The organism is Pseudoalteromonas sp. SWXJZ10B, assembly GCF_015864475.1.
Taxonomy (GTDB): Bacteria; Pseudomonadota; Gammaproteobacteria; order Enterobacterales; family Alteromonadaceae; genus Pseudoalteromonas; species Pseudoalteromonas arctica.
This window is the reverse complement of the sequence record NZ_JADYXD010000005.1, coordinates 13,189-36,161: the sequence shown is the minus strand read 5'-3', so window position 1 is coordinate 36,161 and position 22,973 is coordinate 13,189. Positions and strand designations below refer to the sequence as shown.

At 40.2% G+C, this 22,973-nt stretch carries 24 protein-coding genes; 8 read left to right on the top strand and 16 right to left on the bottom strand.

Features of this window, described 5'->3' with window-relative positions; genetic code table 11:
- Nucleotides 1–4: 4 nt before the first annotated feature.
- The 5 genes from apaG to lptD are packed head-to-tail and all read right to left on the bottom strand — an operon-like array spanning nt 5 to nt 5,754.
- Nucleotides 5–394, bottom strand: a complete 390-nt coding sequence (gene apaG, locus I6F54_RS06335) for a Co2+/Mg2+ efflux protein ApaG (protein ID WP_007585091.1) — start codon at nt 392–394, stop codon at nt 5–7.
- Complete coding sequence (rsmA, locus tag I6F54_RS06330; protein ID WP_007585090.1) at nt 378–1,184, bottom strand: 16S rRNA (adenine(1518)-N(6)/adenine(1519)-N(6))-dimethyltransferase RsmA; 807 nt, start codon at nt 1,182–1,184, stop codon at nt 378–380. Before rsmA ends, apaG begins: the two co-directional genes overlap by 17 nt.
- Nucleotides 1,181–2,173, bottom strand: coding sequence for a 4-hydroxythreonine-4-phosphate dehydrogenase PdxA (pdxA, locus tag I6F54_RS06325; protein WP_007585088.1), 993 nt, complete (start codon nt 2,171–2,173; stop codon nt 1,181–1,183). Before pdxA ends, rsmA begins: the two co-directional genes overlap by 4 nt.
- Nucleotides 2,174–2,175: 2 nt before the next feature.
- Entirely contained in the window at nt 2,176–3,471 is a 1,296-nt protein-coding gene (gene surA, locus I6F54_RS06320; protein ID WP_007585086.1) for a peptidylprolyl isomerase SurA, read from the bottom strand.
- A 30-nt stretch (nt 3,472–3,501) separates the two neighbouring features.
- Nucleotides 3,502–5,754, bottom strand: a complete 2,253-nt coding sequence (gene lptD / locus I6F54_RS06315; protein ID WP_007585085.1) for an LPS assembly protein LptD — start codon at nt 5,752–5,754, stop codon at nt 3,502–3,504.
- 111 nt (nt 5,755–5,865) lie between these two features.
- On the opposite strand from lptD, the gene I6F54_RS06310 reads away from it, so the two are divergent.
- The 3 genes from I6F54_RS06310 to djlA are packed head-to-tail and all read left to right on the top strand — an operon-like array spanning nt 5,866 to nt 8,418.
- Complete coding sequence (locus tag I6F54_RS06310) at nt 5,866–6,867, top strand: aminoglycoside phosphotransferase family protein (protein ID WP_197120187.1); 1,002 nt, start codon at nt 5,866–5,868, stop codon at nt 6,865–6,867.
- The gene (gene murU / locus I6F54_RS06305) at nt 6,864–7,520 is read left to right on the top strand and encodes an N-acetylmuramate alpha-1-phosphate uridylyltransferase MurU (RefSeq protein ID WP_197140374.1); all 657 of its coding nucleotides are present in this window, start codon (nt 6,864–6,866) and stop codon (nt 7,518–7,520) included. Before I6F54_RS06310 ends, murU begins: the two co-directional genes overlap by 4 nt.
- A 31-nt stretch (nt 7,521–7,551) precedes the next feature.
- Entirely contained in the window at nt 7,552–8,418 is an 867-nt protein-coding gene (djlA, locus tag I6F54_RS06300; protein ID WP_007585079.1) for a co-chaperone DjlA, read from the top strand.
- Here djlA and I6F54_RS06295 read toward each other — a convergent pair.
- The 3 genes from I6F54_RS06295 to rsuA form a co-directional block, all read right to left on the bottom strand.
- Nucleotides 8,401–9,351, bottom strand: coding sequence for a DUF3530 family protein (locus tag I6F54_RS06295; RefSeq protein ID WP_197140372.1), 951 nt, complete (start codon nt 9,349–9,351; stop codon nt 8,401–8,403). The genes djlA and I6F54_RS06295 overlap by 18 nt on opposite strands.
- 92 nt (nt 9,352–9,443) lie before the next feature.
- Nucleotides 9,444–10,097: a bifunctional tRNA pseudouridine(32) synthase/23S rRNA pseudouridine(746) synthase RluA gene (gene rluA, locus I6F54_RS06290; protein ID WP_197140370.1), complete on the bottom strand. Its 654-nt coding sequence runs from the start codon at nt 10,095–10,097 to the stop codon at nt 9,444–9,446.
- 119 nt (nt 10,098–10,216) lie between these two features.
- Nucleotides 10,217–10,915: a 16S rRNA pseudouridine(516) synthase RsuA gene (rsuA, locus tag I6F54_RS06285; protein ID WP_197140368.1), complete on the bottom strand. Its 699-nt coding sequence runs from the start codon at nt 10,913–10,915 to the stop codon at nt 10,217–10,219.
- A gap of 59 nt (nt 10,916–10,974) precedes the next feature.
- Between rsuA and zapE the strand changes: the two genes are divergently transcribed.
- Nucleotides 10,975–12,084 carry a cell division protein ZapE gene (gene zapE, locus I6F54_RS06280; protein WP_197140366.1) on the top strand — a complete coding sequence of 370 codons (1,110 nt, stop codon included), beginning with the start codon at nt 10,975–10,977 and terminating at the stop codon, nt 12,082–12,084.
- A gap of 179 nt (nt 12,085–12,263) precedes the next feature.
- Here the strand turns inward: zapE and I6F54_RS06275 are convergent, their stop codons facing one another.
- Genes I6F54_RS06275 through I6F54_RS06250 form a run of 6 tightly spaced genes read right to left on the bottom strand, consistent with a single transcriptional unit; the run spans nt 12,264 to nt 17,243 of the window.
- Nucleotides 12,264–13,685 carry a tetratricopeptide repeat protein gene (locus I6F54_RS06275; RefSeq protein WP_197140364.1) on the bottom strand — a complete coding sequence of 474 codons (1,422 nt, stop codon included), beginning with the start codon at nt 13,683–13,685 and terminating at the stop codon, nt 12,264–12,266.
- Between the two features lie 19 nt (nt 13,686–13,704).
- Nucleotides 13,705–14,361: an energy transducer TonB gene (locus tag I6F54_RS06270; protein ID WP_197140362.1), complete on the bottom strand. Its 657-nt coding sequence runs from the start codon at nt 14,359–14,361 to the stop codon at nt 13,705–13,707.
- Between the two features lies 1 nt (nt 14,362).
- Complete coding sequence (locus I6F54_RS06265) at nt 14,363–14,767, bottom strand: ExbD/TolR family protein (protein ID WP_197118533.1); 405 nt, start codon at nt 14,765–14,767, stop codon at nt 14,363–14,365.
- A 4-nt stretch (nt 14,768–14,771) separates the two neighbouring features.
- Nucleotides 14,772–15,152, bottom strand: coding sequence for a MotA/TolQ/ExbB proton channel family protein (locus I6F54_RS06260; RefSeq protein ID WP_002960812.1), 381 nt, complete (start codon nt 15,150–15,152; stop codon nt 14,772–14,774).
- Nucleotides 15,145–16,470 carry a MotA/TolQ/ExbB proton channel family protein gene (locus I6F54_RS06255; RefSeq protein WP_165729237.1) on the bottom strand — a complete coding sequence of 442 codons (1,326 nt, stop codon included), beginning with the start codon at nt 16,468–16,470 and terminating at the stop codon, nt 15,145–15,147. Before I6F54_RS06255 ends, I6F54_RS06260 begins: the two co-directional genes overlap by 8 nt.
- Complete coding sequence (locus I6F54_RS06250) at nt 16,470–17,243, bottom strand: DUF3450 family protein (RefSeq protein ID WP_197140360.1); 774 nt, start codon at nt 17,241–17,243, stop codon at nt 16,470–16,472. The genes I6F54_RS06255 and I6F54_RS06250 overlap by 1 nt, the downstream gene beginning before the upstream one ends.
- Before the next feature lie 217 nt (nt 17,244–17,460).
- Between I6F54_RS06250 and I6F54_RS06245 the strand changes: the two genes are divergently transcribed.
- Nucleotides 17,461–19,641, top strand: a complete 2,181-nt coding sequence (locus I6F54_RS06245) for a TonB-dependent receptor (RefSeq protein WP_197140358.1) — start codon at nt 17,461–17,463, stop codon at nt 19,639–19,641.
- Between the two features lie 77 nt (nt 19,642–19,718).
- Nucleotides 19,719–20,399 (top strand): Fe2+-dependent dioxygenase, encoded by a 681-nt coding sequence (locus I6F54_RS06240; protein WP_007585050.1) that lies wholly within the window; start codon nt 19,719–19,721, stop codon nt 20,397–20,399.
- Nucleotides 20,400–20,565: 166 nt separating this feature from the next.
- Here I6F54_RS06240 and galE read toward each other — a convergent pair whose 3' ends face one another.
- Nucleotides 20,566–21,582 carry a UDP-glucose 4-epimerase GalE gene (galE, locus tag I6F54_RS06235; RefSeq protein WP_165740872.1) on the bottom strand — a complete coding sequence of 339 codons (1,017 nt, stop codon included), beginning with the start codon at nt 21,580–21,582 and terminating at the stop codon, nt 20,566–20,568.
- Between the two features lie 279 nt (nt 21,583–21,861).
- On the opposite strand from galE, the gene I6F54_RS06230 reads away from it, so the two are divergent.
- On the top strand, nt 21,862–22,353 hold the full coding sequence (locus I6F54_RS06230) for a DUF3016 domain-containing protein (protein WP_010555263.1): 492 nt from the start codon (nt 21,862–21,864) through the stop codon (nt 22,351–22,353).
- A 47-nt stretch (nt 22,354–22,400) separates the two neighbouring features.
- Here the strand turns inward: I6F54_RS06230 and I6F54_RS06225 are convergent, their stop codons facing one another.
- Nucleotides 22,401–22,691, bottom strand: coding sequence for a hypothetical protein (locus I6F54_RS06225; protein ID WP_007585044.1), 291 nt, complete (start codon nt 22,689–22,691; stop codon nt 22,401–22,403).
- A 71-nt stretch (nt 22,692–22,762) separates the two neighbouring features.
- Between I6F54_RS06225 and I6F54_RS06220 the strand changes: the two genes are divergently transcribed.
- Complete coding sequence (locus tag I6F54_RS06220) at nt 22,763–22,972, top strand: hypothetical protein (protein WP_197140356.1); 210 nt, start codon at nt 22,763–22,765, stop codon at nt 22,970–22,972.
- The last annotated feature ends 1 nt before the right edge of the window (nt 22,973 follow it).

Here is a 22,973-nt window from a genome sequence, read left to right as displayed (position 1 = left end):
GTGCTTAATGCAAAATGTTAGGGCAAGCCAAACGAAACACATTAATAGGCGCCTGAAACTCAGAGCCAAATTCGTTGCGTAACGTGTAATGGCCTTGCATAGTGCCTACAGGTGTATCTAAAATTGCACCGCTGGTGTATTTATAGCTTTCGCCTGGGCCAATGTCTGGCATTTCGCCAACAACGCCTTCACCTTCTACTACTACTTCTTTGCCATTTGCATCGGTAATTAACCAATAGCGGCTCAGTAATTTTGCACTACATAAACTATGGTTTTTAATCGTTACTGAGTAAGCAAATACGTATTTTTCAAGCTCAGGTTGAGATTGGCCTTCTACGTAAAATGTTTCTACAGACACCTTTACAGGCGATCCAATATTACTGCTTGTTGTCATAAATCCAGTTAGCTATATCAATAAATTGTTGTAAAGATAAGCGCTCAGCACGCAGCGTTATATCAATGCCAATGCTAGTAAGCTCTTCTGCAGTTAGTAAATTACCTAAACTGTTACGCAGTGTTTTACGGCGTTGATTAAAGGCTTCTAAACACACTGTGTTTAATATTTTAACGCTTTTTGCTGTACGTTGCTCTGGCTTTTTAGGTATTAAACGTATAACCGCAGAGTCAACTTTTGGCGCTGGTTTAAAGCACTCAGGTGGTACTTCAACAACCGGCATTGCATTACAGTAGTATTGAGTCATTACGCTTAAGCGGCCAAATGTTTTACTACCTGGGCCTGCTACCATGCGTTTTACTACTTCTTTTTGAAGCATAAAGTGCATGTGCTCAATATGATCTGAAAATTCAAAAAGATGAAACAATAACGGTGTCGAAATGTTGTAAGGTAGATTACCAAACACTTTTAATTTTTTGTCATCGCGAACCAAGCTTGCAAAGTCAAACGTCATTGCATCGCCTTGGTTAACGGTTAATTTAGGACCCAAAAATGGGTGTTCAATTAATCGTTGCGCTAAATCTTTATCTAATTCAACAACCGTTAAATGGCCGCTTAATTCGGCTACTGGCTCAGTAATTGCGCCAAGGCCGGGGCCAATTTCTACTAGGTTGTCTTCTGGTTTAGGATCGATCGCAGAGACTATTTTATCGATAATAGATTCATCAAATAAAAAGTTTTGCCCAAAACGCTTACGAGCGCGGTGTCCTAAATGTACTTTATCGGTCATTGATTTTGTGCTTTTTCTTGGGCGAGCTTAATTGCTTCGCGGATCGCTAATTCAAAACTGCCAACGTCAGCTGTACCAGTCCCTGCTAAATCGAGTGCAGTACCGTGGTCAACTGATGTGCGGATAAATGGTAAGCCAAGGGTAATATTTACCGATTTACCAAATCCTTTGTATTTTAGCACAGGTAATCCCTGATCGTGATACATAGCAAGCACTGCATCTGCTTCAGATAGGTATTTATCTTGAAATAAGGTATCGGCCGGTAGTGGGCCAATTAAATTCATACCTTCGCTTCTAAGTATCTCAAGCGTTGGTGTGATTGTTTCTATTTCTTCTCGACCTAAATGGCCATCTTCACCGGCATGCGGATTTAAGCCACACACTAAAATACGTGGTTTTTCTATACCAAACTTAGTTTGTAAGTCGTGATTTAAAATACCCGCTACTTTAGTTAAACGCTCAGGTGTAATGGCACGCGATACATATGCCAGTGGAATATGAGTGGTTACAAGTGCAACGCGTAAGCCCTCTGTTGCAAGCATCATAACTACATCAGCAGTATTTGATTGCTGCGCAAAATACTCAGTGTGCCCACTAAACGAAATACCTGCTTTGTTAATTATGCCTTTGTGAACCGGGCCTGTAACAACTGCATCGAAGGTGCCATCCATGTTTTTTTCGCTTGCTATACGCAAGGTATCTAACACGTATTGTCCGTTACCGTCGTTTAGTACGCCAAGTTCTACATCAACCCCTAAATCAACCTGATGAATATACAAGCTGCCAGCAGGTGCTGCGATGGCGGGGGCATTATCATCAAATTTAATTAAGTTTATTGTTAAGCCTAAATGTTTTGCACGCTCTTTTAATAGTTTGCCATCGGCAATCGCTATAAGCTGAACATCCCACGCTTGCTGAGCAAGCGTGAGTAGCAAATCTGGGCCAATACCGGCGGGTTCACCCGGTGTAATAGCAATTCTTAGGGTCATATCTATTGGTCTGCTGTGAAAATTTCAACGTGAGCTTGCTCGCGCATTTCTTGCTGCCAGTTAAAACTTTCTTCCTTAAATTTACGGTTAAACAACATACCGTGAGCACGGTTACGTTTGGCTAGCTCAGTTTTATCAGCTACACGTTTACCAAGTAACTGCACAATGTGCCAACCAAACTGTGTTCTAAACGGTTCGCTTATTTCGTCTTGCTTAAGAGAAAGCAATGTATCTTTAAACGCAGGTACGTAGGTAGTTGGATCTGTCCAATCGTACTCGCCACCTTTAAGTGCAGAGCCAGGATCTTCTGAGTACTCTTTAGCTAACTTTCCAAAGTCGGCAGTTCCTGCGCGTAAGTCTTTTGCAAAGCCAGCAAGCATTGAGCGTGCTTTTTCTTCACTTAAAATAATTGAAGGTTTAATTAGTATATGGCGTGAGCGCACTTCTGTTGTTTCTACAACTTGTAGACCACGAACATCTTGTACTTTAATGATATGAAAACCAGCACCAGAGCGAAGAGGGCCAACAATAGCGCCTTTCTTTTGGCCTTTTACTGCTTCAGCAAAAAGTGATGGCATTTCGTTAATGCCCATGTAACCAAGCTGTCCGCCTTCAAGTGCTTTAGAGCCGCTTGATGATGAAATAGCAATACGCTTAAATTCTTGGCCATCGTTTAATAGCTCAATAACTTTATCTGCGCGTGTTTTTGCGCCAGCAATTTCGTCAGCGTTCGCATCGTTAGGGATATCTATTAAAATATGACCAATGTCGTACTCTTCAGCACTTTGACCTTGGGTTTCCATAATTTTTAAAAGGTTATCAACCTCTTGTTCGCTAATATAAATACGGCGATCGACACTTGCACGTGTTACTTGCTGCGTTGTAATTTCTTTACGAATTTCTTCACGGTAAGCTTGAAAGCTTTCGCCCGAACCTTCAATAGTACGGCGTAAATCGGCAATTGTACCGCCTTGCTCTTGTGCCATGCTTGCAAGAGTTTGATCGAGTTGGCTGTCTGAGATTTGTAACCCCATACGTTCAGCCATTTGTATCATAAGGGCTTGATTTACTAAACGCTCAACAGCTTGTACACGAAGAGTTTCATCTTTTGGTAATTGCTGGTTTTGTTCTTCGGCTTGCTTTTTAACACGATTAATAATGGTGTCTACTTCGCTTTTTAAAATTACGCCTTGGTTTACAACGCCAATAACTTTATCTATTTCTACTGGTGCGGCCATTGCACTTTGACAAAGGCTGGCACTTAAAACTGCTGATGTTAATAATTTTTTTAAATTCATATTCTTTTTACTACTCTTGCTGATAGTACTCTAGTTACTAAGAAAATACGGTCTACGATAGCCAAAAATACCTTGTTGTAATAATTTTTGTGCATCATAACGGCTTTTACTGCCAAGTCCTTTTAATACAAAATTCAAACTAATACCTGAATCAAAAGTTGCTTGTTCTTGGCCTATTGATTGATTTAAATCTGTTTCAATTTGGCGGTGCCCAGTAATTTGGATAGCCCAACAGCATGATTCATACTGTAATCCGCTCAATACTTCGATACTTCTGTTGTTTTCAAGATCTCGATGATAGCTTGCAATAAATTGCCATTCGTCGCTAATAGGAATACTTGTAAATACACCTGCTTGCTCGATTGTATTTCCTGAGACATCATTTGCATAGCGATGGTTCAATTGTACTAGCTGATTATTATCACCTTTATAATCAAGTGTTACATTTGACTGTACCATTTGCTTGCCATCTGTATCGTATTGAATACCTCCAGCGAGGTACCAACGGCGGTGCCAATGTAACATGGTTTGAGCTGCAAATAGTGCATTATAATTAGTGTCTGAGTTCAAGCCTTGCTCTGTTGGCTTGGCGTCATCACTTAAATAAAATATTTGGCCGGCACTAAAATTAAATACTTCTTCTTGTTTTTTATCAAATAGGCGCGTTGTAGCACCTAAAGTAAACTGATTCGCTGCTGCTATGCGGTCAACACCTGAAAAGCGCACGTCTCTAAATAAACCATAATAATCGTCTTGTAGCTTGGTTGTATCAAACAAGCCAATGTCTGACTGGTCTTTATTAGGTGTATATAAATATTGAATTTGCGGCTCTAGTGTTTGTATAGCATCTTCAAAAAAGTAAGATGCGTCACGCTCAAAATTAAGCTGAGAATACAAACGTACTTTAGGAATAGTACGCGATACGGTATCGCTGTATTGCGTGCCTGTTAAGTTTCCGCTTTGCTTATAATTAGTTTGTAACAAGCTCACTTCAGATAAAAATGACCACGCATGCGTTGCGTAGTTGTAGCGGGCTTTTGGCTCTACGTGTACACGAGTTGCGTTGTCTATGGCCACTTCTGATGAATCATTAGTAAAATGGCTAATCTCCCCAGACACACTAAAATCAAAATTATCAAAACGCCAAGGGGCAGTTTGCGTAAAATTAACTTGCGGTATAGCAGTGTATGACTCTAAGTGATCGCCCAGTACTTCAAAGTTTTGTACTTTAATATCGGTGCGCCATGTTTCACCCAAATGAGTAAGTGAGCCAGTACGATATAACTGAGTATCGGTTTTACTGGCGTAATTTGAGCTTAAATCGGTGATGTAGTTATCATCGCTTACATTGGTTACATCAACGTTTGCACGCCAGTTTTCACCCAGATAGCTTTGCTGTTGCCAATGAAACATGTAGCGTTCATTTAAGTCTGGCTCTGAATCATCACTATCTAAATATTCAATCCCTACTAAGCCTTCATGTTGCTCTGTTAGGTATCTAAATTCGGTTTGTAATTGCAGCCCTTTGTTAGACATATAACGAGGCGTAATAGTGGCATCAAAATTAGGTGCAATATTTAAATAGTACGGCGTAATTGTTTCAAGACCGTATTTATCAGAGCTTGAAATAGTCGGGGTAAGTAACCCCGATTTACGGCGCTCATCCAGCGGAAATGTAAAATAAGGTAGATATAAAACCGGTGTATCGAGAATGCGTAATACGGCGTTATATGTTTCGCCCCAGCCTTCTTCGCGTGAAAGGTTTATTTCGTCAGCTTCAATTTCCCATACTGGGGTGTCACTTGGGCAAGTAGTAAAGCTTGCATTCATGAGTAATAGGCCAGACTGATTAACAGTGAGCTTTTCAGCGCCGCCTTTACCTTGTTGTTCGGTTAGGCTGTAGTCGGCGCCTAACAAACTGACTTCTGAATTATTTAAATCGGCATTTAATCCGGTGCTGTTTACTTTACTTACGTAATCTTGATAAGTAATTGGCCCCGTTGCATTTAATAAACCGCGCTGTTTGTCTATCAACGCAGTTTGTGCGGACAAACTCATCTTAAGGGTGTTAATATCAACATTGCCGGTAAATTCAGCGCTTTGAGTGCCAAGTAGCTCAACATCATCAGCTTGAATATCAACTTCACCAAGGTTAAGGCCTTCAAGTGGTTGCCAAGCTCTGGTTTGCATTGAAATGCCACAAAGGTTGTGTGCCAGTTCAGTTTCGGCAAGCGATGGTGCGCTAACTACGCTTAGCATCAATATGCCCCAGGTTTTGCTCATTTATCGACCTTAATACTGTGTGTTTAATATAATATACACATAATAAAGGAAAATAATGGCAATTACAGTAATTGACCTAATTAACTTAGTGAAAAATAGATATCTTATAAAATGACACGCTTTGAGAATTTACAACAATTTATAAACTCACACCTTAATGCTAAGTCGCATACTTTAAACGCGATCACGGGTGATGCGAGTTTTCGCCGTTATTACCGTTTAAATCACGATAATAAGCATTTAATAGTGATGGACTCAGATCCAAAAAAAGTGAATAACGACCCTTATATTTCGCTAAATAAGGTATTTACTGAACAAGGTTTTTTACTTCCTACTATTATTGCAAGTGATGAAAAACAAGGGTTTTTTATTCTCAGCGATTTAGGCTGTACACACCTAGCCGACATGCTCGATGATGCAAACCGCACCGAGCACTATCAAGCATTAATTAGTTTAAGTGCTCAGTGGGCAAAAACGCCGCCAGCTTTTGCTATGCAAGCGTATAACGAAGACTTTATAAAGCTAGAACTTGATATATTTAACCAGTGGTTAGTGAATGATTTTATTAATGAGTCACTCAGCGCAGAGCAAAACGTAATGTGGCAAACAAGTTCAGCGCTATTAATAAAGGCCATGCTTGAGCAACCCACTGTTACCGTTCATCGCGATTACCATAGCCGTAATATTATGAATAGTAACGGCCAGTGGGCAATTATCGATTATCAAGATGCTGTACGCGGGCCGCTTTGCTACGATTTAGTATCGCTACTACGCGATTGCTACTTTAAACTGCCTCAAAAAGAGTTAACAAGCTTGCTTGATTTTGCTTATCAAGAATTTACAGCTCAAAACTTAATGGTTAACACTTCATTTGATGAATTTAAATATTGGTTTGATTTAACAGGCTTACAGCGCCATTTAAAAGCGGCAGGAATATTTTGTCGATTATATTTACGTGATGATAAAACAGGTTATTTAGACAATATTTTACCGACGCTTGATTATATTATTGAAGTAGCGGCAAACTATCCAGAGCTTAAAGCATTAAGTGAGTGGACTAAAAATACCATAGTGCCAAAAGTGACTGAAAAGTTAGCAAAGGAGCGCTCATGAAAGCGATGATTTTAGCTGCAGGGCGCGGACAACGTATGATGCCGCTAACGCAAAATATGCCAAAGCCAATGTTAAAAGTGGCAGAAAAACCACTTATTGAGCACCATATAAATAACCTCAAAGCTGCCGGAATTACCGATATTGTAATAAACCTTGCGTGGCAAGGTGATAAAATAAAAGACTACTTTAACGATGGCAGCCAATTTGGCGTAAACATACTTTATAGCCAAGAAGTTGAAGGTGGCCTTGAAACGGCTGGCGGTATAATTGAAGCGTTACCGCTGTTGGGTGACTCGTTCATTGTAGTAAATGGCGATGTATACACCGACTATGATGTAAGTGCGCTAATGCAACTTCATTTACAACCCGGTGAGGCGCATATAGTGCTGATAGAAAACCCGCCACACAATCTAGATGGCGACTTTGCATTGAGTCATTTATCGGCCGAGAGTCAAAAATATACCTTTTCGGGGATTGGCCGGTATCAGGCTGATTTTTTTAAAGGATTAACGCAAGGTATTCGCCCTTTAGGGCCTATTTTACGTGAAAAGCTAAATGAACATTTAGTCTCAACTGAGCTCTATATAGGGCAGTGGGATGATATTGGTACACCAGAGCGTTTAAACCAATTAAACAAGCGCCTTGAGGCGTAATAACTCAATTTTTAAGAAGGCAGTATTATAGATGTGGGGAAAAATTCTCGGTTTTTGTTTTGGCTTTATGTTTGGCAAAATATTTGGTGCCATTTTAGGTTTATACCTAGGTCATTTATTTGATAAAAGCTTAAAAAATAACTTTGATAAAGCAGGCGGCTTTTCTAGTTTATTTAGTGGTGACGATGTTCACGAGCGCCAAGCTTTATTCTTTTCAAGCTGCTTTGCTGTCATGGGGCACATTGCTAAATCGAATGGTCGAGTTAGCGAAGTACATATAAAAGCGGCTAACTTGTTTATGGATGAAATGGGCTTAAAAGGCGAAGAACGCCGTGAAGCACAGCATGCATTTCAATCAGGTAAAGAGAGTGACTTTTCACTTAAAGAAACAGTACACGATTTTAAAGAACGCTTTGCTAAACGAAATGATTTAATACAGTTATTTTTAGAAATACAAATTCAGATGGCATTTTCTGATGGCGTGCTAGCCGAGCAAGAAAAGCAACTATTAGCAGAAGTAAGTAAACAGCTAGGCATTTCTAAAACACACTTTGCATTTGTATTAAAGCGTTATCAAGCTGAGTTTAACTTTAGAAAGCAACAACAGCGCTTTAATCAGCAGCAACAAAACCAAGGTCAAAGTAGTAGTTACCGTGAAGGTTCTGGCCACCATGTACCGCCAAATAATAATATGAACCGTGCGCAAGCATTGGCGTTATTAGGCTTAAGTAGCGATGCAACGCAGCGTGATATAAAAGTAGCGTACCGTAAACTTATGTCGCAACATCATCCAGATAAATTAGTATCGCAAGGTTTACCAAAACACATGATGGAATTAGCTGTTAAAAAGAGCCAAGATATTCAAGCTGCTTATGAGTATTTAAAAAAGTCGGCGTAAAAAACCGTCTATTTCTTTTGTTAGGCGTGCGTGTTGATCGGGCTGATCGCGCAGGCCAAATAACTGACGTTGGCGGTAGTCAAACTTTGCATTTCGGTTAACCCAGCGCTGACGGTTTTTAAGACTCATTAAAATGTCTGTGCTGTCATTTGCATAGTAAATATCAAGCAAGGCGGGTGTAACAAGTGATGTTGTTTGATTTAAACCTTTATTGCGCTTAGTGTTTGGTAAGTAACTACTTAAACTAATAAACGCATTTACTCTCTCATCTGGAAAATCTGCATAGTGTTCTAACAGCACACCAGCGCTAGTGCCTTGTGCAATAACAACTATATTACTCGAATCTTCGATTGCAGTTTGATACAGCGCATTAAAGCGAGAGATTAGATTTATTTTGTAGTTATCGAGCACGTCATCAGATACTTTTTCTATTGCATTAACGTAATGAGGCTCATCTTTTATTTTTTCAGGCTGCGGTTGCGCGTCTGTTGTGGTGTCGGGTGATGCAGGTTCTTCGGTTTTGCTAGGCGCAACTTCAGCCTCATTTGGCATTGTTTTTGCCATTTTACTAGCTTGCCAATCAATGTCGGGCACTGTCATTGCGTAGGTGCTGTAACCTAAGTTATTAAGCTCTTTACGTAAGTAACTCATACCTGAGTTGTTTGTTGGGGTAGAGTGCCAATCAGGAATAAGTAATACAACCCCTCTGAAGTCGCTGCTCATATACTCGCTGTAAAGGCTTAAAAATTCTGTTTCGCCAGCTAATATTGGTTTGATTTCATCGCTTGGAAGTAGTCGCTCAATGTCGCTATTTTCAATACTTGAAAAAGTTGGAGGGTTAATATGTTCTGCCGCGCTGATAGGGTTAGCCAAAAGTAACGCACAGCTGAGCTGTATATAAAAAGCCCCTTTTAAAAACCGTGGAAATAGCATAACGCACCTAACTAATGACAATTAGTTAGGTATCGGCAAGGTTATCTAAAAGTTTAATAGATAGAGCTAATTAGCTAGTAAATTTAAACCTGTTAAAACTCTAATTCGGCTTCAAAAGTAAGTACTTGCTCAGTTACGGGGTGCTTTAATTGCAGCATTTGTGCATGTAATTGTAAGCGAGGAGCAGCAGCAAGTGCCTCTTTATGGGCGTAAAGCCTGTCACCTAAAATAGGATGACCAAGGCTTAGCATATGTACACGTAACTGATGCGAACGACCAGTGATAGGCGTTAGCTCTACACGGGTTGCATTGTCTTCACGCTCAAGTATTTTAAAATGCGTAAGCGAAGGTTTACCTCTGTCGTGATCAACCATTTGTTTAGGGCGATTAGGCCAATCACAAATAAGGGGTAAATCTACCGACCCTGTTTCAGCTTCAAGTTGCCCGTATACACGTGCAATATAACGCTTAGCTGTTTCGCGCTCTTGAAACTGCATACTTAAATGCCTGTGCGCGGCTTTATTCATGGCAAGGCACAGTATGCCAGAAGTCGCCATATCTAAGCGGTGCACTATTCTTGCGGTAGGAAAAACACGATTAACGCGATTAATTAAGCTGTCGGCATGTTTAGGATCTTTACCTGGGACAGTTAATAACTCACTTGGCTTATTAACTATCAGTAAGTCGTCATCCTGAAAAAGTATTGTTAAATACGGACTCATAGGGGGATTGTAGTTAACTAACACGGCCGACCTTAATAATTTTGAAGGGCGCTATTTTAGTAGCGCAAGCTAAAAGGCTCAAGTAAAAGTTTGGCTATATTGGTTTAACTAATAATCCAAACTTAGGCTCCTTTAAAGCACTTTTATAGCTTAATTTCTTGCGCTGTTAATAGTCGATATTCACCACTGGCCAAGTTTTCATCTAGAGTAATTCCCGCAATCTGCTCGCGATGCAGCTCAACTACTTTGTTATCTACAGCGTAAAGCATACGCTTAACTTGATGATACTTTCCTTCACTTATTGATAAACGTAGGCCGTAATTAGCAAGCTTCTCTGCTATAGCTGGGCGGGTTAAATCTTTTTCGTTATGCAGCATGACGCCTGTTCGTAATTGCTCAAGGGCTTCATCGGTAATAGGCTCTTGGGTTTCGACGAGGTAGGTTTTAAATTTATTGCTTTTAGGTGCCGTAATTTTATGTGACCAATCGCCATCATTAGTAATAATAACTAACCCGGTGGTATCTATATCAAGGCGACCTGCCACATGAAAGTCGCTCATATTTGGCTCATCAAGTAAGTCAAAAACAGTTTTATGTAGCTCGTCACTGTTAGCACATACATAGCCAACAGGTTTATTTAGCATGTAATAGCGCTTACCTAAAAATACCAAAGGTGTACCTTGGTACAGTACTTCATCTTGCTGAGCTAGCTGAAAATTATGTGATGTGATTACTTCGCCATTAACGCTTACTTCTTTTCGCTTAATACTCGCGCGAGCTTGGGTACGCGGTATTTCAGCTAAGTGGCTAATAAATTTATCTAAGCGGCAAGGGAATTTCATTTTGGTTCACATTTTTAGTCGGCTACAATGGGCGCGATTATAGCCGATAGTGAAATACCATGACAGTGCACAGCACACAAATTTTAAGCCTTTACCAAGCAAAAATAGACACAGGTGAACTGTGTTTTGATGCTGCGCAGCAAAATGCAGTGGAAGCTTTAAATACGCTAAGCGAGCAACTTCAAGCTCACACATCGTGGTGGCAAAAAGCGACTTTAATAAAAGGTGTTTATTTATACGGACCCGTAGGGCGTGGTAAATCCATGTTAATGAATTTGTTTTATAAAAACCTACCTATTGAGCAAAAGCAGCGGCTGCATTTTCATCATTTTATAGCACAAGTGCATGCCCAGCTTTCGCAGCTACAAGGTCAAAAAAATCCACTAATCCTAATTGCAAAACAGTGGGCTAAAAATATTCGAGTACTATGTTTTGACGAGTTTTTTGTAAGCGACATTGGCGATGCCATGATTATGGCCAGATTGTTTAATGCGTTGTTTGAACAAGGTGTTGTGCTGGTGGCCACATCGAACGCAAAGCCAGAGCAGCTTTATTACAACGGCCTGCAACGGGCGCGATTTTTACCTACTATCGATTTAATTAATAACTATTGCCATATAATTAACGTGGCAGGGGAGGACGATCACCGTTTTAGATATGGTAAAAACAGTCGTCACTATTTTATTAATTTATCAAATCACGATTTTGAAAGTAAGTTTTTAGCTTCGTATCCGGCTGTAACATGCAGCAACACAGTTAGTGTGCATGGGCGCAATTTACCTTATTTATTAAGAGCCGATAATGCCTTGATGATTGATTTTATGGCGCTATGTTCAGGCCCACGCAGTGCTAACGACTATATGTTTTTAGCAACGCAATTCGATGTGTTATATGTATCGAACGTGCCGCAAATGGGTGCTAAAGCAACGGGTAAAGTTATTGTGCATGGCATTGAAGATAGCTACCAACGCGAAAAACAAATGCTTGATGAGCATACTTTTGACGACGAAGCACGGCGCTTTATTGCCTTAGTAGATGAGTTTTACGATTGCCATAAATTGCTAGTGATAAATGCGCAAACCGACATTGAACATTTGTATAAAGGTAAAAAGTTGAGCTTTGAATATGCGCGCACGCAATCACGCATAGTCGAAATGCAAAATTGGTAACGCTTTGGTTTGATATATATTACAGACGAGCTTGCTCATGAGAGAAGCATGAGCTTTTAATTATTAAGCCATTTTAAAAACTACGTTTTTACACGCCAGCCAGCTACCTGATTACAAGTTAACCACAGAGCGACACCGTGGCGGTAAACGCCTGGCTTGCTCGCGTAAAACTTATAAATTTACCCTTCTTGACGCACTATATTCTCAAGGGCGCGAATATTAGCAATTAAGTCCTGGCGTTGTGGGTTAGCTTGTAATGCTTTTCTAAGATGCTTTAGCGCGCTCGGGTAGTCTTTAGAATCAATCGCTATTTGCGATAATCCAAGCCACGCCGATAGTTGGTAATCAGGTAGGGCTTGTGCACGAACGTACATAAGTTTTGCTTGGGTAAGTTGGCTTTTACTGCGATATATACTCGCTAAACTAAGTAGGGCATCACCTAAATTCGGGTTTATTTTAAGTGCGTTATTTAAGCTTTTAAGAGCACGTTTAGTATTACCTTGCTGCATAGCAAGTTGTGCACTGTATACAGAAAACTGCGCTTGTTCGTCACGGGGTAGCTGTTTAGTTAATCTTTTTGCACTGCCTATTAGCTCTTTAGCTAAATCCCATTTTTGTTGAGATACAAGCCAGCCTAAAGTTTGCATTGTGGTATTAATAACGTCAGCTTGCTGCTGTTTAGTGGCGTGTTTTAAACCTTGCTTTAATAAGCTAACTGCACGTTTACTACTGCCTTCGCTTAAATGTAATTGCGCAGCAAGCAGCTGGTTACTGGTATCTTTAGGGTTGAGTTTTAAGGCCACTTCAATAGCAGCAAGCGCTTGCTTTTTTTGATCTAGCTGTAGTGCTATTTGCGCACGTTGCAACCAAAGTTCAGCTTTATCGGGGGTTTTATTAAGTAACTCTTTAAGTAATGCATTTGCCTGACTTAAATCACCCGATTCAATTAACGCAAACAATAGCCCTTGTTGGTATTGGCTTGTTTCTGGCGCTAGCATAAGTGCTTGGCGGTACGCCGCTACAGCGCTCCAAGGTTGGTTGTGCTGTACGTGTATATAAGCAAGTTGCGCATAACTTTGTGCATCAGCTTGGCCAAGTTCAATACTGTGAACTAGGTGTGTTTGCGCTTTGTGATACTTTGCTTGTTGCATGTATAAAAGGCTCAAACCTTGATGTGCTTTTACTAAATCAGGTGAGGCTTTTAAACACGCTAAGTAAGCCAGTTCAGCGTTATTAAAGTCCTTTTTTGAAAGCAAAACTTGTGCACGTAACAAGTTTAAAGCAGTGCTATCTTGGCTTATATCACGACCTTTAAATAGCGCAGCGACTTCACTGTAATTACCTGCTTGTAACAGTGGTTGCACTTGGCGAGCAAAACCGCGCTCGGTCGGCTCAATAAGGACCTCTGTAGGACCCAGTAATTTATTATTTATAGCCAACTGCCATGTTGGATCGCTAGGCGATAACGTTACTTTTAGTGGCGCATTAGCATCACTAGCAGCGCTTGCATGTACGCTACTTGCACTTACTAAAGGTAATGAACACATTACAGTCGTCAACAGTGCGGAAGTTAATGGTTTTAGCGTTTTAAATATATTCATATTTTTCATTTTAATAGGCTTAAGGTTTAAATTCGATTGGCCAAATAAAGCGAGCGCGTACGGTTTCACCTTCTTTTTTAGGTGCACTAAAGCGGCTTTGTTTAATAATTTTGTCGATAGCTGGTTTAAGTTCAGGATATGGATTTTGCACTACCTCAATTAAACTTACCTTGCCACTTTCATCAATAAATACATCGAGTTTTACAGTAAATACATCAACACCTCGGCGGGTTAAGCTTTTTGGTAAAACGGCCTTGACGGGAGTAAGCAAAGTGGGGAGACCATCGAGTTGATTTAAGCTAAATGCATCCCAATTTATACTCATTGATTGCCATTGTGGCGCGCTTACTTTTACGCTAGGTGTATCGGGTTTTACAATACTTAAATTGCTGTTGATCTTAATTTTTACGGCTTGAATAGACGCGCCTGCACCTTCTACCGCTAAGCTTTGCATTGGCTCACTTGTTTGCTGTTGCGATATTGATGGCGGAGGAGGAGGTGGCAGTGCCACCATGGCAATCTCACGTACAACCACTTTGTCTTGTATATGATGCTCTGCAAGTTGTCCAAGCCATAAAAGTAGTAATGCAGCACTAAGTACAATGAGGCTAAGGCCAAATGCAAAAAGTGGATGGCGATTGTTTTTTGTTTTTTGAGGCGAGTCAATCGTGTGCATATTATTGCTTCGTAGCTAAGTTAACTTGCGCCGCGCCTGCCAGCTTTGCTTCGTCAATTACTTGAACAAGTAACTCTGTAGGTACTGTTTTATCAGCTTGAATAACCACAGGGCGTTGTTGCTGTTTGAGCATTTGCTCGATACTACTACGTACACCAGCGACACCAATTTGGCTACCATCAAAAAATACTTGTTGAGAGTCGGTTATTGCTAAAAATATAACTTGCTGCTCAAGGCGACTGGCCGATACGGCTTGTGGTTTATCAACTTCAACGCCGCTTTCGCGTACAAATACGGTTGTAACAATAAAAAATATTAGCAATATAAATACCACATCAAGTAGTGGCGACATATCGATATGTTGCCCCGCTTCTTGATCTAGTTTGTGCTTTAATCGTGATTGCATAGTGTTACCCTAACTGTTTACTTAACGTATGTAATTTAGGATTACGCTGCGAATACGCTAAGTAAGCTTGCATTAACCATGCAGGAATAGCGCACACAAGGCCCAATTGAGTTGTTAGTAATGCATCACCAATGGCGTCACTCATTAACTCGTTATGGCCCAGCGCCATTACTTTAAATGTATCAAGCAAACCAACAATGGTACCTAATAAACCAAGTAGCGGAAGAGCAGCCGTTAAAATAGAGCTAACCTCTTGCCAGTAGCCTTTGCGCTGCGCTTGGTATTGTTTAAGGTGCAGTAAGTCATGAAAAATCAGTTGGTATACAAATAAAGCGAGTAAAAGAATACACCAGCAAATAGGGTTACTAACGATTTTTTCAAACATTGGTTTCTCCTTTTTCTAGTTGGCTTAGCTGTAATGCAAAGCCTTCTAGTTGGCTGTAATACGCTTTTGCTTTACGCGATAACAGTGCATTTAATACCAGAGCTGGTATGGCAACGACTAAACCTAATTCAGTTGTTATAAGTGCTTGTGCAATACCGCCCGATACAACTTCTGGGTCGCCTGAGCCAAACAAGGTCATCATTTTAAATGTTTCAATCATGCCGCTAACAGTACCTAACAAGCCAAGTAGTGGTGCTACTGCAGCCGTAACGGCAATAGCGCCAATAAAGTTGTCGAGTTTATGCTTATCATGGATTAACTGATTAAATAATTGATCGTCTCGTACTTGGCCTTTTTCGCTTTGCAGCGTTAAGTTAAATAACTGCTGCTGCATGCCTGCAAATTCATTGCTATTTTCAGCTTTAAAAAATTGCTGTAATTGCATTTGAGAGTGCATTTTAATTTTACTTAAACGCAGTAATTGCGCGGCTTTTAATAGCGCAATGGTTAGTGCAAAGCAGGCAAATAAAATAATAGGGATAGCCCATAAACCGCCTTTTTCTAAGTGTTCAAGCGGACTTTCTTGTTGGGCTTGGCTAGTCACTAAGTGCGTTAAACTAGGATCAAAAGTAAGTAATGTAGAGCCTACACCGTTTTGCTTTAAAGTATTATCGAGTGGGTTATCGTCACTTGTTGATTGTACTAACGCTACCTTTAATGCATTAGATTCATCATCCAAATTTAATAAACCCATAAGTTTAGGTGTTTGCGTACTAAACCATGCAACAGGCCCTACTTGAAGGGTACTAGCTTGGCTTAATTCGCCATTACTTAGCACAACCGATTGTTTTTTAAACTGTGGATAAAGTGCCTGTTCTTGATTATTAATTTGCGATATAACGCGGCTTAATAACTCGTTTTGGTTATTAGTCGACTCGTTACTGCTAGCACTATTGCTGGTATTTTGGCGCACAAAACGGCTAAGTAAGTTTAATTGATATTGCTGTTGTTGTTGCCAAGTGTCTAATCGGGTTTGTAACTGATCAAGGCTTAATGTGTTTTCGTCAGCTAGGCGGCGATTAACGGCTGCTTGTTCGCGCAATTTACTGAGCGATTGCTGCTTGGTAAAAATTTGCTTTGCAAGAGTAGCTTGCTCTTTTGAAATACTATTTTGAGTTTTATTTAGAGTGCGTTGCGCTGTTTTAATATCACTTAAAATACTTTGTTTAGCATCATCACTGCTGGCTGCAAAAGAAATGTTTGCGCTAAAAAGTAAAACCGTGGCGCTAAATACTGCAATTATGCTGTTAGTAGCCATTATTTAGCCCCTTGCTGGTTTTTATTTACATAACTTAATATTGGGAGTGTTACCCAATCAGCAGCGCGCTTTTTTTGCTGTACAGCAATACCCAGTGCAACTTGTTCAGCATTAATGCTTGGGTCAAATTCCCACTGCCAACCTAAGTCACTTGGAAAACCAATACCTACATAACTTAAATCTTCGCTTACAAACCATGCTTGAGCTGCACCTAAGTAAAGCTGCTTTACCCATACTTCTTGCCCATCAGGATGCTTAATAGCCATTTCGTGAATAGAAATACGTTGTTGAAAATCATTAAGTAGAGTCAGCATTTTTAGCGCTGTTTGTAATTTGTCAGTTGTACTGAGCTGTGAGTCGCTTAAATCACCGGTGTTTTTCCAACTACTTAAAAGTGGCGGGGGGAGTTGCACTTGTAATGAAAGTAATTGCTGAGAAATACGCGCTAGTTGATCATTTAATTGCTGTTGATCATTTTCAAGCTCTGATTGCTTGGTAACAAGCTGTTCGCGTTTTTGGGCAAGCTCACTGGTGTTTTTTTTTCTACGCTGATTAAGCTCGCTAAGTTGCTGCTGCTCAGCATTTAGAAGCGTTAAGGTTTGCTCCATGCTGCTTTTTTGTTCAAGCCAATGAGTATTTAATTCTGTGTTTTGATTTTCTATTTGTAGCCATTTATTAACGAGTTGTTCTAGCTCACTAACAGTGTCGGCTTTTACTGCCATAGTGCTACAAAGCGCGATAACTACGCTAATTGGTTTAATTAAGCTTCGCATTACTTAACAACAATCCTGAAAGTTACTACAAGCAATTACAAGGACGTAATTACTGTTAATTTTTGAGTGTGTATACAATATAGGAATTTACATAACAATGCAATTGATAACAGTTATCGTTTACATTGCGTTGTTTGAGTGGTAGGATTTCGCCGAAATTAAATATGTTCCTTAAATTAACAATAGTTAAGTGCTTAATAAAAACTACGGAGTAACCATGAGTAAGCCATCGAATAAAGGAAATGCCTACATAAAGCCAATTGCAGCGGTTGTTACGGCAACGCTTTCAACTTGGGCAAGTGCACAGGATGTTCAAGAACTATCGGTAACTAAAGCAGAAACTAAAACTGAGTCTAGCTATGTTGTTGAAAAATCAACGTCTCATAAATACACTCAACCGCTACTCGATACAGCTAAAACTGTAACGGTAATTAACCAAGCGGTAATGAAAGATAGAAACGTAGATAGCTTACGTGATGCTTTACGCAATGTGTCTGGTATTTCTTTAGCTGCAGGTGAGGGTGGCTCACCTACTGGCGATAGCATGTCGATTCGTGGTTTTAGTGCAACAAATGATATTTTTGTAGATGGTATTCGTGATGTTGCAGGTTACACACGTGATATTTACAACATTGAAGCCGTTGAAGTTGCAAAAGGCCCAGGCTCAGCAGTTTCTGGTCGTGGCGCAACAGGTGGTAGTGTTAATTTAGAAAGTAAAAAGGCGAAGTTAGACAGCTTTAACGACGTTTCGCTACGTTTAGGCACAGAAAACGATTACCGTGGTCGTTTTGATACTAACATTCAGGTAAACGACACAAGCGCACTACGTATAAACCTTCTTACTGATAAAGGTGATGTTGCAGGTCGTGACCATATTGAAAACGAAACAAATGCTGTTGCGTTTGCATTTGCAACAGGGCTTGGTACAAACAGCCGTTTTGATTTAAACCTAGAGTATCAACGCCAAGATAATTTACCAGATTACGGCATTCCGTGGGTTTACAGCGATACGCCTGTAGCTGAACTTGCAGATAGCGCGCGCTCACCTTCTCCTGTCGACTTTGATAACTTTTACGGTAATATTTACCGTGATTACGAAGATATTGAAGCTTACTCAACAACAGCTCGTTATGAGTATGATTTTTCTCAAAATACTACGTTACGTGTGCAAGGTCGTTTAGGTAAAGTTAAGCGTGAATCAGTAACAACTGCACCGCGTTATTTCTCGGTTACAACAGACACTGACATTACCTTTGCGGATGAAAAAACACGTGATACAGAAAATTCACTTGCTGCACTTCAAGTTGATTTAATTGGTAACTATGAATTTGCTGGCTTTACTCACGACGTAGTAGTGGGTGTTGAACTTGCAAATGAAACGTTTACACGCCATAACTTTGTTGCAACTACGCCTGATAACCTAATTGAAGATGGAATACGTAACGACTTATACAACCCTGATGCAACAATTGCATTTACGGGTGTGTACGGCCGTGACGGTACAAGCATTGAAGCTAAAGCTAAAAACCAAGCTATTTATGCATTTGATACAGTGACGCTTAACAAGCAATGGGAAGTTACAGGTGGAATTCGCTTTGATAGCTTCACTACGGATTATCACAACGATTACAATGATCCAAGCGCTTTAATTTCTACAAGTGACGATTTATTTAGCTGGAATGCAGCTGTAGTTTATAAACCTACAGAAAATGGCAGTGTATATTTTGGCGCAGGTAATTCATTCAATCCATCAGCGGAAAGCCTAACGGTATCTACGCGTTCAAATGCAGCTGATTTAGACGCAGAAGAAAGTCGCAGTTATGAATTAGGAACTAAATGGAGCCTAATGGATGGCCGCCTGCAAACTAATGCTGCACTTTTCCGTACTGAAAAAACCAATGCCCGTACTGATGACCCATTTGCAGATAGCTCAAGTGACGAAATACTCGGTGGTGAGCAGCGCGTTCAAGGTTTAGAGCTTTCAGCAACGGGCCTAATTACTAAAGAGTGGACTGTAATTGCTTCATACACTTACCAAGATAGCGAAGTAACTGAAGCATTAGGCGACGACGTAACTCAAATTGGTAACGAGCTTGCACGTACGCCTAAAAATAGCGCGAGTGTTTGGACTACGTACGATATGTCGGATAAATTATCGTTTGGTTTAGGTGCGCAATATGTAGGTGAGCGTTACAACGGAACTACGTCAACACGCTCTCGTGCGCCAGGTTATACTATTTTTGACCTGATGGTTGCGTATGACATATCAAAAGATTTGAGTCTGCAGTTTAATGGTGAAAACCTAGGTGATAAAGATTACGTTGATCAGTTAGGTGGTGGACACTTTGTACCAGGTGATGGTCGTAAGTTTAGCTTAACAGCGAGCTACTCTTTCTAAGAGTAAAATAAGTACGGCATAAAAGGGCAGAGTTAACTCTGCCCTTAATTATTTGATGAAAATGTGAGAGGGCGCACATGCTAGTTAAAATTCCAGAGCTACTAACGAAAGAAGAAGTGGCGTATTGTCATGAGGTTTTGCTTAAAGCGCAGTGGGCCGATGGCAGTATTACCGCAGGGCATCAATCAACCAAAGCAAAAAATAACTTACAGCTACCTGAAAATAGCCCTGAATGCCAAGAGCTTGGCGACATTATTATGGCAGCACTTGCGCGTAGTAATTTGTTTATGTCGGCAGCGCTCCCCGCAAAAATTTTTCCTCCGCTTTTTAACTGTTATCAAGGTGGGCAATCGTTTGGTGTGCATGTAGATAATGCGATTAGACAAGTGCCGGGTACGCCAGTAAAAATTCGTACAGATGTATCAATGACGTTATTTATTAATGACCCCGAAGACTATGAGGGCGGTGAACTTGTTATTGAAGACACTTATGGCTCACATAGCGTAAAGCTGCCAGCAGGCAGTATGGTGTTGTACCCTTCAACGAGCTTACATCGTGTAATGCCAGTAACGAGTGGGCGCAGATTAGCCTCATTCTTTTGGTTACAGAGCATGGTAAACAGCGACGAAAAACGTGGTTTATTGTTTGATTTAGATATGTCGATTCAAAGTTTGCGCAGCAAAGTAGAAGACAGCCCTGAGATTATTCAGTTAACGGGTGTTTATCATAATTTGCTAAGACAGTGGGCGCAGACATAACGAAGAAATTTGTTAGATGTTAGATGTTAGTAATTAAAAGCTGCGCTTTTCGCGAGAGCAAGCTCTTCGCCTACAACACAGCTATAAAATTGAACTCGGTATTTAAAGTACTCTGTAGGCGCGGTTTTATACCGCGCACTTACTTTAAGTTTGAAGCTTGCTTTACTTAACCCTTATAACCGTTAGGGTTATTTGACTGCCAACGCCATGTATCTTGCATCATTTCATCAATACCGCGCACTGCTTCCCAGCCAAGTTCATTAAGTGCTTTTTCTGGCGCTGCATAACATGCTGCAATATCACCAGGGCGACGAGGTGAAACCTGATAGGGTACAGCTTGATCGCTTGCTTTAATAAATGCATTAACCATTTGTAGTACAGAGTAACCATTACCAGTACCTAGGTTATAAACTAATGCACCCGTGCTGCTGGCAATTTTATCAAGCGCTTTTAAATGACCCATTGCTAAATCGACTACATGTATATAATCGCGCACACCAGTACCATCAACAGTGTCGTAATCATCACCAAATACAGCGAGTTGCTTTAATTTACCTACCGCTACTTGTGCGATAAACGGTAAAAGGTTGTTCGGGATACCGTTAGGATCTTCACCAATCAAGCCCGATTCATGTGCACCTACTGGGTTAAAGTAACGCAAAATAGCAAACGCAAAGCGCTCATCTGATTTAGCGATATCTTGTAGCATCATTTCAACCATTAGTTTAGATGTGCCGTACGGGTTAGTAGTACCGCCTACAGGGAAGTCTTCTTTAATTGGTAAGCTTGCAGGGTCGCCGTATACCGTGGCTGACGAGCTAAATACTAATTTAAATACACCTGCGTCGCGCATTGCATCAACAAGCGTAAGCGTACCTTGTACATTGTTTTGATAGTACTCAATGGGCTTTGCAACCGACTCGCCCACTGATTTTAAGCCCGCAAAATGTATAACACTATCAACCGTGTGTTTCGCAAATACTGAATCTAAAAAGAATTTATCGAGAATATCGCCTTGGTAAAAAGTGGCCTCTTTGCCTGTAATATTCTTTACGCGCGCAAGTGATTCTTGAGAAGAATTACTTAAGTTATCAATAACAACAACATCGTTACCTTGCTGTAAAAGTTCTAAAACAGTGTGCGAGCCAATATAGCCAGCGCCACCGGTTACTAAAATAGTCATGAAAGCTCCGTGGGTACCTTTTATCAATTAAGTTAATTTCACCATAAATAGAGGTGATTTACATGCTTTATCTGTAATTTCTATAGTTTAAATAACATCTTTTTTTAATAACGGTAAATTAAGTACTTTTGATTACATTTTACTCAGTACAAGTAACACTTTATACGTAAGATTAAGTTATAGTTAATAAACAAGTGCTAAAATGAGTCTAGTAATAGCTAATGCTAGGTTTACTCCAATCTACACTTTTGTGATTGGTCTACCTCTTTGGAGAAAGATATGAATTTAGTTAAAAAAATAGCAACAACAATGTGTATCGCATTACCTGCGCTTGCCCATGCTGGTGAGTCTGTTGTTAAATGGCATGACTTTAATGATTATCGTGATGTGCGAGCGTCAAACCAAACAAAGAGCTCATATCACAAAAGTGTGGCAGCAAGTTTCGAAAAGCATATGGCTAAACTAGCCGAGCAATTGCCAAAAGATTATAAATTAAACGTAGAGTTTACAGATTTAGATTTAGCAGGTGATGTGCGTTATGGCGGTATGGACGAAATTCGTGTAGTAAAACCAATTTATTTTCCACGCATTAAGCTAAATTATTCGTTAACCGATAACGACGGTACAGTGCTAAGTAAAGATACTGATGTGGAGCTTAAAGATATGGGCTTTATGGATAAAATTAAAATGGGCCGCGACGAATCATTTTATTACGAAAAACGCTTACTAACAGAGTGGTTTGGTGAACAAATATTACCAAGTTTAGATTAACTGAAAATAAAAATGCCGCTAAATAGCGGCATTTTTATTTTTAAGCTTTACTTAAAAGTAGCTAACAACGTGAGTATTTGTTGTAACTTAATAACGGTTGTTTTCAGTTTTTCTTCTTCAAAACCATCGTTAGATAAGCTTTCAACATCAGCAGCTACGTCAAGTACGTAAGGCTTAAAACGTTTAGCTTCAAAGCTAAAGCCTGAATCGGCAGTAAATAAGGCTTTAAACTTACCGTGACCTTGCTGTTGAAGCTCGTCGAGTTTTTTGTCAGCATCAAGTGCCTGACGGTAAACAATTTTTAAGTTGGCATTGAGTTGTTCAATAATAGAATCCATGGTTTTCCTAAAGCTTTGCACTGCATTGCCGACATAATACTTGGATTACATTTAAAAGTCAGGTTTGTTATATGAATATATCAGGCACAAGTTTACCCGCTGTTTCTGGCTCAGGCCAAGGCAGTGAGCTTTACAGCGCTGCTTTATCTAAAAAGCAGCAGTTAGCAGATGGCGCGGCGGCTCTTGCACTTATTGAAGGTGCTGCACAATCGTCAAGTGCGCAAACACTGGCTAAATCGGTAACAGCATCATTGGGTAACAACGTAAATATATACGTTTAAA

What these genes read in the sequence shown, in the direction of transcription:
- apaG (WP_007585091.1), bottom strand. Translation starts at nt 394, where the DNA reads ATGACAACAAGCAGTAATATTGGATCGCCTGTAAAGGTGTCTGTAGAA.
- rsmA (WP_007585090.1), bottom strand. Translation starts at nt 1,184, where the DNA reads ATGACCGATAAAGTACATTTAGGACACCGCGCTCGTAAGCGTTTTGGG.
- pdxA (WP_007585088.1), bottom strand. Translation starts at nt 2,173, where the DNA reads ATGACCCTAAGAATTGCTATTACACCGGGTGAACCCGCCGGTATTGGC.
- surA (WP_007585086.1), bottom strand. Translation starts at nt 3,471, where the DNA reads ATGAATTTAAAAAAATTATTAACATCAGCAGTTTTAAGTGCCAGCCTT.
- lptD (WP_007585085.1), bottom strand. Translation starts at nt 5,754, where the DNA reads ATGAGCAAAACCTGGGGCATATTGATGCTAAGCGTAGTTAGCGCACCA.
- I6F54_RS06310 (WP_197120187.1), top strand. Translation starts at nt 5,866, where the DNA reads ATGACACGCTTTGAGAATTTACAACAATTTATAAACTCACACCTTAAT.
- murU (WP_197140374.1), top strand. Translation starts at nt 6,864, where the DNA reads ATGAAAGCGATGATTTTAGCTGCAGGGCGCGGACAACGTATGATGCCG.
- djlA (WP_007585079.1), top strand. Translation starts at nt 7,552, where the DNA reads ATGTGGGGAAAAATTCTCGGTTTTTGTTTTGGCTTTATGTTTGGCAAA.
- I6F54_RS06295 (WP_197140372.1), bottom strand. Translation starts at nt 9,351, where the DNA reads ATGCTATTTCCACGGTTTTTAAAAGGGGCTTTTTATATACAGCTCAGC.
- rsuA (WP_197140368.1), bottom strand. Translation starts at nt 10,915, where the DNA reads ATGAAATTCCCTTGCCGCTTAGATAAATTTATTAGCCACTTAGCTGAA.
- zapE (WP_197140366.1), top strand. Translation starts at nt 10,975, where the DNA reads ATGACAGTGCACAGCACACAAATTTTAAGCCTTTACCAAGCAAAAATA.
- I6F54_RS06275 (WP_197140364.1), bottom strand. Translation starts at nt 13,685, where the DNA reads ATGAATATATTTAAAACGCTAAAACCATTAACTTCCGCACTGTTGACG.
- I6F54_RS06270 (WP_197140362.1), bottom strand. Translation starts at nt 14,361, where the DNA reads ATGCACACGATTGACTCGCCTCAAAAAACAAAAAACAATCGCCATCCA.
- I6F54_RS06265 (WP_197118533.1), bottom strand. Translation starts at nt 14,767, where the DNA reads ATGCAATCACGATTAAAGCACAAACTAGATCAAGAAGCGGGGCAACAT.
- I6F54_RS06260 (WP_002960812.1), bottom strand. Translation starts at nt 15,152, where the DNA reads ATGTTTGAAAAAATCGTTAGTAACCCTATTTGCTGGTGTATTCTTTTA.
- I6F54_RS06255 (WP_165729237.1), bottom strand. Translation starts at nt 16,470, where the DNA reads ATGGCTACTAACAGCATAATTGCAGTATTTAGCGCCACGGTTTTACTT.
- I6F54_RS06250 (WP_197140360.1), bottom strand. Translation starts at nt 17,243, where the DNA reads ATGCGAAGCTTAATTAAACCAATTAGCGTAGTTATCGCGCTTTGTAGC.
- I6F54_RS06245 (WP_197140358.1), top strand. Translation starts at nt 17,461, where the DNA reads ATGAGTAAGCCATCGAATAAAGGAAATGCCTACATAAAGCCAATTGCA.
- I6F54_RS06240 (WP_007585050.1), top strand. Translation starts at nt 19,719, where the DNA reads ATGCTAGTTAAAATTCCAGAGCTACTAACGAAAGAAGAAGTGGCGTAT.
- galE (WP_165740872.1), bottom strand. Translation starts at nt 21,582, where the DNA reads ATGACTATTTTAGTAACCGGTGGCGCTGGCTATATTGGCTCGCACACT.
- I6F54_RS06230 (WP_010555263.1), top strand. Translation starts at nt 21,862, where the DNA reads ATGAATTTAGTTAAAAAAATAGCAACAACAATGTGTATCGCATTACCT.
- I6F54_RS06225 (WP_007585044.1), bottom strand. Translation starts at nt 22,691, where the DNA reads ATGGATTCTATTATTGAACAACTCAATGCCAACTTAAAAATTGTTTAC.
- I6F54_RS06220 (WP_197140356.1), top strand. Translation starts at nt 22,763, where the DNA reads ATGAATATATCAGGCACAAGTTTACCCGCTGTTTCTGGCTCAGGCCAA.